This window comes from Paenibacillus sp. sgz302148, assembly GCF_056120465.1.
Window position 1 is genome coordinate 43,248 of record NZ_JBVYOJ010000025.1, and the last position, 12,546, is coordinate 55,793.

Consider the following 12,546-nt stretch of genomic DNA (forward strand, 5'->3'; position numbering starts at 1 on the left):
TGGACATTGGAAAAAGCCCTAGGTTACCATCCGATGAAAATTTTAGGGGTGCATTTTTTATGGAACAAAGGCTGCAATTTGGGGGGAAGGATGAAAAAAATAAAACTATTCCTTTGGACGTTAGTTATACTTTTTAGCTTATCGGGTTGTGATCAAGATCAACCAGTTCTATTGCTAGATTTGGTTAACACACAGGTACCAAAAGTGAAGCAGATCAATATTCAATATGGAGATGGGGCGAAGGCTGAAATTAGCGATCAAACGATTATTGATGAAATATTATCGAAAATGAGAAATATTCAACTTATTAAGGATAAAGACAAGGAAATCAATGGATATTTGTATTTTATGGACCTATCCGATGGAACAACAAAACTTAGAATAGGTAGCGACCTCAAAATTGAAAATACGCAGTATTCTACGAAAAATGATATAGATGAGCTAAATAAACTGATTTTTAAATTTGAAGCCGTGAGACCGTTTTCCATACTCTTGTAACTTGTCTATTATTATGAAATAATATTTCTAACATTTGGTATAATAGCGGAATGATTGAGGGCGTACTGATGGAAGAGTGGATATTTTTGTTGTTCCGTAATGAGATCAAGCATTTGAATGAAGAAACGCAAAAAATGCTGTTCCTATCCTTTCGGGAGTTTGTGTATCGCGATATTTATTTCATGCTGGCGGATCATACACTGACCGAGGACGTCATTCAAGAAGCTTTTATGAAAGCGATTCGCAAGGCACCCCAAGTACGGGAAGAGGGCAAGATCAAGGCATGGGTGAAAAAAGTTTGCCGTAATACGACTTATGATGTTTTGAGAAAAAACAAAAAATACCGAAATGCCCTCGATCTTGACTACGTCTCTACTTATGAAGGGCATAATCCCGAACTGGCTGCGGCCAGCGAATCGGTGGCCGATCTCATCGAGAACTGTGAGCGAAATGAGCTCCTGTACGAAGCGATTCGAGAGCTCCCGATCAATCATCGCATTGTGCTGTTGCTTTATTATTTCGAAGATATGTCCTACGAGCAAATCGCACAAGAACTGCATACGACCAAATCGGCCGTATCGTTAAGATTGTTCAGAGCCCGGCATAGCTTAGCCGAGCGGTTTCGGCGAAAATGGGGTGATATACCGTGAATGAGTACAAGAAAGAAGAGGGAGCAACGTCGTTTCGCGTGAAGCAGGCGGTACAGTTGTATCATGCTTCCATTCCGATACCGGATCATGAATGGGCATGGAAGAAGATGCGCGGCAAAATAAAAGCAGACGTCAGGCGAAGACGGGTGAGCCGCTCGCTGAAAATAGGCGCTGCGGTAGTTTGCTTTTCGTTTATAGTCAGCATCATGACCGGGACGATCCAACAGACATCTGCGTACGCAAATCTGTACACGTTAGTGAAGAAGGTTCACAACGGGTTGGTCACCATGATTTTCAGCGACACGAGCGAGAAAGACCGATCCGGTGCCCGAACACCGCCGCCTCCGGAACGTAATTCGCAGCAAGCCTCTTCGAGCCCCGAAGAGACGATGGCTTTGAACGGGGCCTTCAAACCTGTAATACTCCAGGAAGCCAAGGAAAAAGCAGCTTTTGACTTCCGGATTCCCGAGTATGCCGCCGAAGGGTATCGGCTTGAAGAGGTCGGAATTATGGAGGTTATCGAAGGGGTATATCCGGTTGTCCGGCTTACCTATGAAGCAGAAGGGCAGAAGGCGTACAGCATTACCCAGAGACTCGTCGCACCCGACGAGCTATACAGAGAGACAATCATACGCCTCATCGATGAGACGGCTAGTAAAGTTGATGTTGGCGGGAGAAAAGGCGTTCTCATCCATCGTGAGGACGGCGGACTGAGATTGCAGTGGCTTGACGATCAGGTGGTTACCGCCATTTCCGGCGAACTAAGCGAGGACGAAATGCTAAAGGTCGCCCAATCGATGAATAAGATTGCTGTAAGTTCGCCGTAATCTTTTTCGTCCATGTTACGTCAAATAGATATAGCAATCAAAATTTATAAGGAGATGAAGAATGATGAACAAACGGAAATTCAAAGCATGGAATCTGCTTAAAGTGGCGGCATTTGGTTGTTTGGTCATGGCACTTATCCTTCCCGCGAGCGCCCAAGCTTTGGGGGGCACTGGCTCTGGAGCCAAAACCAGCCCGCCGCCGGGCAGCGTTGTCGTCTACAGCAGCACCTTCGATCCCAATCATAAATATTTGAGGGACGGAGTGACCGTCTTAAGCAACGCGGAAAGCGGCAAAGCATCGGTTACAGGTACAACAACCTCCTCCGTCAAGGTTGACACCATTGGGGTCAAATGGAAGATTGAGCGGTGGACAGGCTCGTCTTGGGTAGAGGTAGTAAGCACGCCGGATTATACGGATTCGAATACTACGCTGGTTGCGGCAGGCCTTTCATCCAAAGTAACTTCGGGATATTATTATCGGGTAATTTCCACCCACTGGGTCATTAAAAGCGGGGTACGTGAAGAGGGGACAAGGACCAGCGATTCTTACTTGATCAATTAGACCGTATTAAGACCGTAACAAAGAAGAGGACTTGCCATCAGGGCGGTCCTCTTTCGTTCGTCTACTTCATATGTTTTGCGATGTTTGCAATCTCCGTTTTGCTCAAATCCCCCATGATGCTGATCAACACATTATTCTTCATCCATTCCAGCTTGGTCTGCCCGTCTTGCAGATCATATAGGAATGCCTTCAGTCCGCCCAAGTCAATCTCTTCGATGTCACCTGCTCCCAGGCGGAGTCCGGAGGAGATCATCGAATCGGGTTCGATCTTCCCCTGCATAATATAGAAGGACGACTTTTCGTTTTCTTTATAGTGTATAGTGACGAACCGGACTTCCTTTTGATCCTTTTGGATTTCCGTTTTGTCCAGCTTGAACCGGACGGGTACCTTCTCTGGGGAAAAGATGCGGAAACGCGCTTGTTTCTTCGCTTCGTTGAGCGATACTTCTATACTTTTTAATACGCCGTCTGAATTGGACGAGGAATGCGCTGGAGCGGGTTCTTGAATGGCCCCCGGCGGCGGAGGCGTTCTCGCACCTTTTGCGACGGGATCCTCCGATCCGTAAAAGAACGTAACGACGTTTTCCCGAAGCGATCTAAATACTGAAAAGAACGGGCTAACCGCACTTGTCATCGGCGTTGCGCTAAATATAAATGCACCCAGGAGAATCGATGCGGTAAACAAGGAAATCCACTGCAGCCGACGTTTGCGAAGACGTTTGCGGTTCAAGGTATCAATTTGTTTCCGTACTCTCTCCCATGATTGATTTGGGTTCGCTTCTGCTGCTTGGGTGGAGTACTCCGTTGACATCACGTCGTCGAAAGCTTCATCGAACTTTTTATCGAAATCGGTTTTACTCACAGGGATCCCCTCCAATCCTCATAAATTTTCTCGCGAATCGCTTCTTTGGCTCTGGAAAGTCTTTGCCGAATGACGCCTTCGGTTACGCCTAGCTGCTCGGCCATTTCCCGATAAGAAAGTTCCCCGAACCATTTCATTTCGAGAATAATGCGATACTCCGGTTTAAGCTTATGGATGAAGATTCGGATCGAATCCTTCATGATCTTCGCTTCTACTTCTTGATCGACCGGCCTCACAGTATCCTTCAAAGGGAGTTCACCATCTATAAAAACACTGCCGGCTGCAAGTTCATCACGGGTTTTTTTATATTTTCGCAAATAATTATACGTTACGTTCCGAGTGAGCGTTTTCAGCCATCCTTCGATTTTTTCCTCTTGAACGTATTTGGGAGGCTTCTTAATCGCTCTTATGAAAGACTCCTGAATGATGTCTTCTGTCGCCGGATGATCATTCAAGATGAACATGACCATCGGATAAACCAATCGATAAAACTCGTAATACAGTTGTTCTTGGAGTTCGTTGTTTAGGGAACAGATGTCGGCGGAAAAGAGCAGCAGCAGTTTTTTCGACAAGGGTACGACCTCCATACCTTGTATGGGAATATAACCTAATTATTATCCACATTATACCAAGCGTAGAGAGCTTTGTGTTGTGCTTATGGAAAAATTTAATCAAATCCGTGATAAAAATCTTTGGATATGTGTTCTAGTAGTGAGGGCATCGATTTCAGGAGATGGATGAAGATCTAGGAGACTAGTACATAATCGCAAATTAAGTTTTATGGCCCTCGAATTGGATTGGATAGCAAAGCAAAACGATAAGAGGAGGTGAACAACAAAGACTTGTTAACAGATCTTCGATTTGGAAATTTAAAAAATGAAACTAAACTAAGGAGGAAATGAATATTATGAAAAAGGGAATTTATCTCATGTTGCTTTTTGTATTAATACTTTCGACCATTCCACTATCGGCATCTGCGGACGGTAATAATGAATTAACCAAGGAAGAAATGAATATATTAATAAATAAAGTAGGTTTAGAGGAGCAGGAAATAAGCAATTTTCCTGTTGATGTCTTGCGACGTTTAATTTCTGAAAATGCAAAAGTGTTAACTCACCAGCCTGAAAAGTCGTTCGATTTAATCAACGAAGGTGAAACAAGAGAGTCAAACATTGGTGAAATAAGTCCCAGTTCTCTAACAACAGACGATATCTCCCTATTTGGTTCTATATTTGAAGTTGGATCTGACAAATCTGGATACCGAAAATTTTATATTTATGGTGGCTTTGAGTGGAAGGTCAATCCAAGGTACAGGTTTACGGATAAATATGCTATCGGTTACCCAGAGTCAAATCAGTGGTTTGTAGATACAGCAAATTATAAAGTATTAAATCATGAGACAAACTATTGTAAGGCCTCGCAATACGATCCTTGGGATTGCAAAAAAAGCCCGGAACCGTCGGATTGGACTAATGGTACGGGCGTTGTAGGTGCAATTGATTTATTATTGGGGTATAGCTATCATAAGGGTTATGTTGCACAATATGTCTACATGGATAATCGAGCTCCAGGAGGAACTTCAAATATTAAATTAACATACGGGCACGATTATATTGGCTGGGGTGTGTCAGTTGATTTGTATCCAACTTCCGGTATCTCGATTTCACCATCTATAAATACAGAAACCCTAAGTATCCCGTTAACGTTTAGATGGTAGAAGTATTTCTAAGGAGTCCTCATAAATATGGGGATTCCTTGTTGCATTAGTTGTTTATATTAGTTATGGCAAAGGAGCTGGAAAAGGAATGTATAAGAAATATGCCGTCATTGTACTTATTTTGATCGGGCTCTGGCTCATTTATCTAAAAGTAAATGACACAAACGATCTGGATCTAAGAGGAAAAATAATAGAGGATTTTGGAACCGATGTTTCATGGAGCAAACCAGTTGCCAAAATAAATAATCATGCTTTTGTTTTTGTCTTGAAGGATGATGGGGAGATTCATTTGGTCCATTACCTGAAAAAATGGATTGGTTGGTCGGAGAATGATGATTCTATGGGCAACTTTAGGGAGAACAAGCCACAAGATTCATATCAAAATTCAATTCCCATAGGGAATGGGGTTGTATTCGTATATGGCATAGCCCCTATGAATACAGAGTCTGTTATCATTAATGGTTTAAAGGCGTCATTAATTAGGGATGATGAAATTGATTTCGAAGGTAAAAAATCAAAATTATGGTACAGATTCATAGATGGTGATCAAAAAAATTTAAAGATTGAATATAGGGAAAACCCTATTTCAAAGTGATATCAGCTGAATGGGGGCTAATAAAAATCCTCTACATATAGTAGTCCGCAACCACGTTAAATAATTCAGATCCTGTCAGGCTGAACAGGAAGTAACCAACCTCACCGAAAAATAGTAAATCGACCTTTTCCGGTTTTTCTCGGAATTGGCTAAGGAGTCCGCTGCAGATTTCTCCTGAAGCGCAGCTACCATTCCGAAGCCCGGCAAAACTACACCGCCTTGCCCCAGCGGCAAGATTCCCCTCTCAGTGCTTTTACCATTTGCGCCTTTCGTCCTACGGTCCCCATTAACAACAAAATCCCCTTGCGGTCTAGCCATATTAATTCACGGTACTTCTCCGGACAATTTTCCGTTTGGAAATGAGATGTGGTCATATATGTACCCTTCGAAGGCCCCGACCTTGCGGTGCCTTCTCGGCGGAAGTAAGTCCAAGCTGTTTATAGCTGGTATGGGTCTGGTCGGAATCGGAATGGCCAAGTTACGCGTGGAGTAGCCACGTTGTTCTCCACATGGCCCCTCTCATGGCAGTGCTGGAATCCTTCCGTTAATTACCTTCTCCCTGATCCCAAATTAGATTCAGTAGACGAATGCGGTATTGCTATACCGGAAATTACTGCGGGGATTCCTTTTCGCAATGAACTAGACACTAATGTTGGTCAAAACTTGATTCAAATTTCTACAAAAAATGATTCACGTGGAACATTTTTCGCTAAAAACTGCATGGCGGTAGGGTTTGCTTTGTGCGCCTTATTACGAGCCAAGCAAAGAATTACGCTCTTGAAGTTCTACTCCCGGAAGGCCTTCCGTTCAGTGGTGTCGTACTAACCGATCAACAAAAAGCTTGGATGGCAAGAAATGAAAAATGAAAGTGATCGGCAACATCCGCAAGATTCCGATATCATGAGAAGCATTCTCCGTAACACTCGCTCCAACGTATTTGCGTCATACGCCGATGCTAGTAATCATAAGCGCTATGGTCCTGATCCGTGCTTACGCGGCGCGGGGAGGCATGAGACCATCGCAAGAAGTGCAATTTTTGTCGAGGCGGTGCTTTTTGTTTTTTTGCTCGGCATATCTTGCACTCTTAGATTTGAAATTCATTGGAAGCACTTGCTTCCCTTCATGGAGAACGGTTTGCCGCCGGCGCTCGGGGAGCGACCGTCTCGGCTAGCTTCTACAGTCAACTCACGCTGGTTTCGTTTCTGCTGCCGCTGCTTCGAAAGAAAGACCAGCGCTTGTTGTGAGGACAACGAAACGGTATAACTGAGTTTAAGCAGCTTGCTGAAGAGGCAATGCTTTTTGAGATATGTATGCCTGACCGGTGCGTGCCATACCAACCAAAATTCGCGCAAGTTTACCACAAAGCTTCATAATCGACCTCATCTTTTTCATCTTCTTTACGTATACATTGTTGGCGTGAAGGGTTCGAAACTCTGGATTATTCATCACAAGACTCATGGTCGCCATAAAGAGGAAGCGACGAAGGCGGGATCGTCCGCGCTTGCTAATCTTCATTTGCCCGGTCCATTTAGCTGAGCTTGCCTCAGCAAGGTTAAGTCCCGTATGACGCAGCAGGGCATTTCCATGAACAAAGCCGCTTAAATCGCCAGCTTCACCAAGAATACCGGCAAGCGAAATGGCGCTAATCCCTTTGACGGCAAGCATGGACTTAGCGAAGGGAATGCGTTCTAATACGGAACAATCTCACGCTCTACGTCCTTCAGCTGTTCACAAGCCAGATCATATTCTGCGAGCAGTTGCTTCAAGTGAAGCTTGTTAGGCTTGCGTAGCTTGTCTGGAACCGACGGAACGTTCAGCCAGCACGATTAACGCGTGTGCCTTTCGCTCACCACAGTGTCGCTTCATCAGAGTTCTCCATTTTTGAATCAGGTCCTGCGGTTGTAAATCACTCAGTTCCGCCGGCGTAGGGAACAGGCGAAGCGTAGCTAACGAGCCGGCGCCCGTCAGGTTCTTAAAAACCTGTCGCAGTACGGGAAACACAACGTCAACCCAGCGATGAATTTGGTTTTTGGCACTTACAACTCGCTTGACTACAAAGTCCCGGTTCGAGAGCAAGACACGAAGTTCTGTGAATGCTTCAGGCGTCGTGCGGGCGATGGAGTAATACCCGTTTTTCACCATGTCGGCAATAACAAGCGCATCCTTTTTATCGCTTTTTGAAGGCGTATTGTCACGGTTTTCTTTGTTCTTTTTCACAAGATGTGGGTTCACGAGAACGACTTCAAAATGGCGATCAGCAAGCCACTTCGAAACATTGAGCCAGTAGTGTCCTGTCGGTTCCATTCCCACAATTGTGGTGGTTGTTATGAGTACTCTGCAGCCGCTGGATCCATTGAAAAAGGTTGTCAAAGCCGTCGTCGTCGTTAGAAAAAGATAAAGGGCTGCCGATCACGATACCGCGAAAGTTTACAGCACGTGCGTCATGTGTTTGCTGAGCGATGTCGATTCCAACGACAAGATGCTGAGAGGTAATCCTTTCAATGAGTTGATTTTGCCGTACTTGTGATTAAAACTTCATAGTAGAGCGTCCTCCTGGATGATGGGATTTTAAGGGCTATGACCCGTTGCGTACTCCCATCGTACCGAGGCGCTTGTTTTTTTGCAAAGCGGAAATTTAACGCTCTACAGGAATGCTAATGGAGTCGGACTTTCTTGCACTATTGGGTCATAACCTGCAATGTCTCTAGTTAACTAATCTCACACAACATGAAGCAACGAGAAGCCGCGAAGGCTTGCGGGAATCGGTGCTTTTTGGCGCATGCGGTTTAACTCTCTCAAAAATGGAAAAACTAGCAGAAGGAAGCTTGAAACCAGTTGAGAGGGTGTGCGAATCGTGAAACAAATCATTTTGATCACCGACGGGTGTTCGAATGTAGGGATGAGTCCGGTTGTTGCGGCGGCTCATGCGCAAGCGGAAGGGATCATAGTTAACGTAGTCGGCGTCGTCGACCAGGGGGAAATCGGCGAGTTCGGCGCCGCGGAAATCGATGAGATTGCCAAGGCCGGCGGAGGTTTGAGCCGAATGGTCAATACGCGCCAGCTGTCGCAGACGGTGCAGATGATGACGCGCAAAACGGTGGTGCAAACGATTCAGCAGGCGGTGAACAAGGAGCTGCGGCATATTTTCGGTACATCGGCAATTGAAGAGCTGCCGCCCGAGAAGCGGGCTCAAGTCGTGCAAGTGATCGACGATCTCGGCGAAACGTCATCGCTGCAGGTGGCCTTGCTGATCGACGCAAGCGCCAGCATGAAGCCGAAGCTCGTTGCCGTGGAGGAAGCGATACGCGATTTAACGTTAAGTCTTCAGGCGCGTTCGGGCACAAGCGAAATCGCGGTATTCCACTTCCCAGGGCCGCACAATATCGAATTGGTGATGGATACGGGTTGGACGCCGAATATGGCGGGCGTGAAGCAGCTGTTCAGCAAAATTAATATGAAAGGCACGACACCGACCGGCCCTGCGCTGTTAAAAGTGCTCCATTATTTCCGATATGGTAATATAGAGGGTAGCGGTATGGAAGACGCCGACCGCAGAAATACGTACGAGCGGAACGGCACCGACGACAAGGGCGGGATGTTAGGTGACTACGTGGTCTGAACCGACGTTTCCTGCCGGCACGCAGGTGACGGGCAAGTGGAACAAGGGAGTATATATCATAGAACGGCTGCTGGGCGCCGGCGCGAACGGCAAAGTATATCTCGTGCAGCGCGGCCGATCGTCATATGCGATGAAAATCGGCTTCGATCCGGTTGATCTCCAGTCGGAAGCGAATGTGCTTCGCAAGCTGCAGTCGCAGAAGCGCGGCGAGCCTTACCTTGTCGACGTGGACGATTTCAGGTTCAGAGGCAAGGATTATCCGTTCTATATTATGAAATATGTGCGGGGCTGCAATCTGCAGGAATTTATCCAGCAGAAGGGTAAAGACTGGTTCCGGGTCGTCCTCTACCACCTGCTCTGCAAGCTGAACGAGCTTCATGAAGCGGGCTGGGCTTTCGGCGACGTCAAAATCGAGAACGTGCTGGTGTCCGATTACGGCTTCGCGGAACTTGTCGACTACGGCGGCGTAACGCCGCTTGGCCGGTCGGTGAAGCAGTTCACCGAGATTTACGATCGCGGCTATTGGGCAGCCGGGTCGCGGGTGGCGGACCAAGCTTACGATCTATTCTCCTTGGCAGTGCTATGCGTGAAGTTGATGGATCGCGAGCGGTTTCTCGCCCATAGCGCGCAGCTCATGCCGCAGACGCGGAACGTGGACGAGCTGCTCGGACTCATCCGGACAAGCGCCAGCGAAGCGCTTCGCGAAGCCGGCCCGTGGCTGGAGAAGGCGCTGCGCGGCGGGTTCGCGACGAGCCGGGAGGCTTGCCGCGAGTGGCAGGCGTTCATGCACCGGACGCGGCGGGAGAAGCGGGCACGCTCGAAGGCGCGCTGGATTGGCGGCGTGTTCGCCGTTTCGGCGGCGTTGCTCGTGGCGACGCTGTATTTCATGCAGCAGTTGTAGTGTAGCATGCGAGACTGGATCTAGAAATTCATCGAAAGTAACAGCATGTTTTACAATTGAACCTGTATACATATTCTATGTTAGGTCCATGTTAGGACCTGCATGTATGAGCAGCAAGAACATTGTCGGAACTAGGCCGAATCGAGGGATAATCCTTCGGTTGTCGGACAAATTGGAACAGACTGCATGCATGTTCCCAAACAAGGAGGAACGGCCATGGACGACCAGGCGCTTATCCGCGCCATGGAGCATACCGCCAAGGAGCACCGCCTATGGCAAGCCGGCGACACGATAATTGTCGCGGTATCGGGCGGCCCCGATTCGATAGCGCTGCTCCATCTGCTGTGGCGCATCGCACCTGACGACGGCTTGCGGCTCATCGCCGGGCATGTCAACCACGGCTTCCGCAGCGAAGAATCGGACCGCGAAGCGGAGCTCGTGCAGGCATTATGCCGTAAGCTCGATGTGCCGTGCGAAGTCGCGGTCATCGACGTGCCGGGCTACATTGCCGCAACCGGACTGAACGCGCAGACGGCGGCGCGGGAGAAACGATATGCGTTTCTCCATGAAATCGCCTCCCGGTACGATGCGAAGCGGATCGCGCTGGCTCATCACGCCGACGATCAGGCGGAGACGGTGCTCATGCGGATCGTGCGCGGGACGGGCCCATCGGGGCTTGCCGGCATACCGATTCGGCGCACCGAAAAAAATACGGAACTTATCCGACCTTTACTACGTATTAACAAAATGGACCTTGTAAACTATTGTTTACGGCACGCGCTGCCGTATGCGACGGATAGCAGCAACGCATCGCGCAAGTATGCGCGCAACCGCATCCGGCTGGATGCTTTGCCTTTTTTGCGGCAGTACAACGAACAGCTCCCGCAAGCGCTGAACCGACTCGCCGAGCTAGCACGCGAGGAGGACGATTACCTCGAGCAGGAAACCGCCGGGTGGTTCGCCAAGCTCGCACAACCGGATCCGAGTGGGGTCGGGTTCGTGCTCGAACGGGGCGCGTTCGTTCAAATACATGTCGCTTTACAAAGGCGTTTGATTAAACTAATATTAAATTACCTTTCTCCGGAAAACGATTCCATCGACTTTGGAATGACAGAGACGGTGCGGGAGGCGATGGTGCAAGAGCATCCTGCGACACTTAGCTTGGATGTGGAGAAGCGGGTTCGATTCGTTCGCGAATACGACCGGCTTCGTTTTGTTGGTTCCGCGGCGGAAGCTGCAGGCCCGTATTGTTATATACTTGACGGTCCCGGCTCAAAGTTTATCCAGGAAGCCGGCGTTATCGTCACCTGCAGTCTTGAGGAATCAGGTAAGAGAAGAAGCGAGCGGCAGGCCCACCCGAGTGAAGCCGTTTTTGATGCCGACGCGCTGTCTTTTCCGCTTACGATCCGAAATCGGCGAGACGGCGACAGGATGAAAATTGCCGGATTAAACGGTACCAAAAAAGTGAAAGATATCTTCATTGATGACAAAATTCCGCCCTCCCGGAGGGACAAAATTGCAATCGTGCTCGATGCGGAGCATAATATAGTGTGGATACCGGACGTACGCCGCTCGCAGCTCGCTCCGGTATGCGAAACGTCGAAGCGAATTGCGCGTATACACATTCAACCGCTTTGAGGCCGGCATCGGCCTAAGCAGCCAGGATGCCGAACATCCCGTCCACTTCAAGCGGAAAACGCAGAATGTAAGCAGTTTTGCTTTCATAGAATACAATAGGAGGTCCATGACTTGCATAATGACATTCAACAGGTTCTTTACAGCGAAGAACAAATCCAAGACAAAATCCGGGAGCTAGGCGAAACGCTTAGCCGTGACTACGAAGGGCGGACGCCGCTCGTTATCTGCGTTTTGAAGGGCGCCTTTATTTTTATGGCCGATCTCGTCAAACGCATGTCCATCCCGCTGGAGCTTGATTTTATGGCGGTGTCCAGCTATGGGCAGGCAACCAAATCTTCCGGTGTCGTGAAAATTTTAAAGGATTTGGATATCCCTGTAGAAGGACGCGACGTCATCATTGTCGAAGATATTATAGACAGCGGACTCACGCTGAGCTATTTGATCGACGTGCTGGAGCGACGCAATGCGCTATCGATTTCCGTCGTTGCGCTGTTCGATAAGCCTGCGCGCAGAACGGTCGAACTGGATGCGGACTACAAAGGGTTCGTATTGCCGGATTCGTTCGTGGTGGGATATGGTTTGGATTATGCCGAGAAATACCGGAACCTCCCCTACATCGGAGTATTAAAACCCGAAATTTATACGCGCTAATGCATGAGCCATGCCGCTTGCCTTGT

General features: G+C 48.0%; 12 protein-coding genes and 1 pseudogene. 10 read left to right on the plus strand and 3 right to left on the minus strand.

The genetic code is table 11. The annotated features are described in order from the left end of the window. Nucleotides 1-33: 33 nt before the first annotated feature. The 4 genes from AC0LWM_RS28085 to AC0LWM_RS28100 all read left to right on the plus strand — a co-directional run bounded on the left by AC0LWM_RS28085 (nucleotide 34) and on the right by AC0LWM_RS28100 (nucleotide 2,537). On the plus strand, nucleotides 34-498 hold the full coding sequence (locus tag AC0LWM_RS28085; RefSeq protein ID WP_474678346.1) for a lipoprotein: 465 nt from the start codon (nucleotides 34-36) through the stop codon (nucleotides 496-498). A gap of 68 nt (nucleotides 499-566) precedes the next feature. Then, entirely contained in the window at nucleotides 567-1,148 is a 582-nt protein-coding gene (locus AC0LWM_RS28090) for an RNA polymerase sigma factor (RefSeq protein ID WP_474678347.1), read from the plus strand. Next, on the plus strand, nucleotides 1,145-1,975 hold the full coding sequence (locus AC0LWM_RS28095) for a DUF4367 domain-containing protein (RefSeq protein WP_474678348.1): 831 nt from the start codon (nucleotides 1,145-1,147) through the stop codon (nucleotides 1,973-1,975). The genes AC0LWM_RS28090 and AC0LWM_RS28095 overlap by 4 nt, the downstream gene beginning before the upstream one ends. 64 nt (nucleotides 1,976-2,039) lie before the next feature. After that, nucleotides 2,040-2,537 (plus strand): hypothetical protein, encoded by a 498-nt coding sequence (locus AC0LWM_RS28100; RefSeq protein ID WP_474678349.1) that lies wholly within the window; start codon nucleotides 2,040-2,042, stop codon nucleotides 2,535-2,537. Between the two features lie 61 nt (nucleotides 2,538-2,598). Here AC0LWM_RS28100 and AC0LWM_RS28105 read toward each other — a convergent pair whose 3' ends face one another. Both AC0LWM_RS28105 and AC0LWM_RS28110 read right to left on the minus strand, forming a co-directional pair. Continuing rightward, nucleotides 2,599-3,399 (minus strand): DUF4367 domain-containing protein, encoded by an 801-nt coding sequence (locus AC0LWM_RS28105; protein WP_474678350.1) that lies wholly within the window; start codon nucleotides 3,397-3,399, stop codon nucleotides 2,599-2,601. Then, nucleotides 3,396-3,971 carry an RNA polymerase sigma factor gene (locus AC0LWM_RS28110; RefSeq protein ID WP_474678351.1) on the minus strand — a complete coding sequence of 192 codons (576 nt, stop codon included), beginning with the start codon at nucleotides 3,969-3,971 and terminating at the stop codon, nucleotides 3,396-3,398. The genes AC0LWM_RS28105 and AC0LWM_RS28110 overlap by 4 nt, the downstream gene beginning before the upstream one ends. 335 nt (nucleotides 3,972-4,306) lie before the next feature. Between AC0LWM_RS28110 and AC0LWM_RS28115 the strand changes: the two genes are divergently transcribed. Continuing rightward, nucleotides 4,307-5,116 carry a hypothetical protein gene (locus AC0LWM_RS28115; RefSeq protein ID WP_474678352.1) on the plus strand — a complete coding sequence of 270 codons (810 nt, stop codon included), beginning with the start codon at nucleotides 4,307-4,309 and terminating at the stop codon, nucleotides 5,114-5,116. Between the two features lie 88 nt (nucleotides 5,117-5,204). After that, nucleotides 5,205-5,711, plus strand: a complete 507-nt coding sequence (locus tag AC0LWM_RS28120) for a hypothetical protein (protein WP_474678353.1) — start codon at nucleotides 5,205-5,207, stop codon at nucleotides 5,709-5,711. 1,269 nt (nucleotides 5,712-6,980) lie between these two features. Here the strand turns inward: AC0LWM_RS28120 and AC0LWM_RS28125 are convergent. After that, nucleotides 6,981-8,214, minus strand: a pseudogene (locus AC0LWM_RS28125) (IS110 family RNA-guided transposase). 351 nt (nucleotides 8,215-8,565) lie between these two features. Here AC0LWM_RS28125 and AC0LWM_RS28130 point away from each other — a divergent pair. The 4 genes from AC0LWM_RS28130 (at nucleotide 8,566) to hpt (ending at nucleotide 12,520) form a co-directional block, all read left to right on the plus strand. Further along, on the plus strand, nucleotides 8,566-9,330 hold the full coding sequence (locus AC0LWM_RS28130) for a vWA domain-containing protein (RefSeq protein WP_474678354.1): 765 nt from the start codon (nucleotides 8,566-8,568) through the stop codon (nucleotides 9,328-9,330). After that, the gene (locus tag AC0LWM_RS28135; protein WP_474678355.1) at nucleotides 9,314-10,231 is read left to right on the plus strand and encodes a protein kinase domain-containing protein; all 918 of its coding nucleotides are present in this window, start codon (nucleotides 9,314-9,316) and stop codon (nucleotides 10,229-10,231) included. Before AC0LWM_RS28130 ends, AC0LWM_RS28135 begins: the two co-directional genes overlap by 17 nt. Before the next feature lie 216 nt (nucleotides 10,232-10,447). Then, nucleotides 10,448-11,869 (plus strand): tRNA lysidine(34) synthetase TilS, encoded by a 1,422-nt coding sequence (tilS, locus tag AC0LWM_RS28140; protein ID WP_474678356.1) that lies wholly within the window; start codon nucleotides 10,448-10,450, stop codon nucleotides 11,867-11,869. Nucleotides 11,870-11,980: 111 nt separating this feature from the next. Next, complete coding sequence (gene hpt, locus AC0LWM_RS28145; protein ID WP_474678357.1) at nucleotides 11,981-12,520, plus strand: hypoxanthine phosphoribosyltransferase; 540 nt, start codon at nucleotides 11,981-11,983, stop codon at nucleotides 12,518-12,520. The last annotated feature ends 26 nt before the right edge of the window (nucleotides 12,521-12,546 follow it).

Excerpts from the sequence above, each read along its gene's own strand:
- tilS (WP_474678356.1), top strand. The coding sequence starts at position 10,448 with ATGGACGACCAGGCGCTTATCCGCGCCATGGAGCATACCGCCAAGGAG.
- AC0LWM_RS28090 (WP_474678347.1), top strand. The coding sequence starts at position 567 with ATGGAAGAGTGGATATTTTTGTTGTTCCGTAATGAGATCAAGCATTTG.
- AC0LWM_RS28100 (WP_474678349.1), top strand. The coding sequence starts at position 2,040 with ATGAACAAACGGAAATTCAAAGCATGGAATCTGCTTAAAGTGGCGGCA.
- AC0LWM_RS28120 (WP_474678353.1), top strand. The coding sequence starts at position 5,205 with ATGTATAAGAAATATGCCGTCATTGTACTTATTTTGATCGGGCTCTGG.
- AC0LWM_RS28115 (WP_474678352.1), top strand. The coding sequence starts at position 4,307 with ATGAAAAAGGGAATTTATCTCATGTTGCTTTTTGTATTAATACTTTCG.
- AC0LWM_RS28085 (WP_474678346.1), top strand. The coding sequence starts at position 34 with ATGAAAATTTTAGGGGTGCATTTTTTATGGAACAAAGGCTGCAATTTG.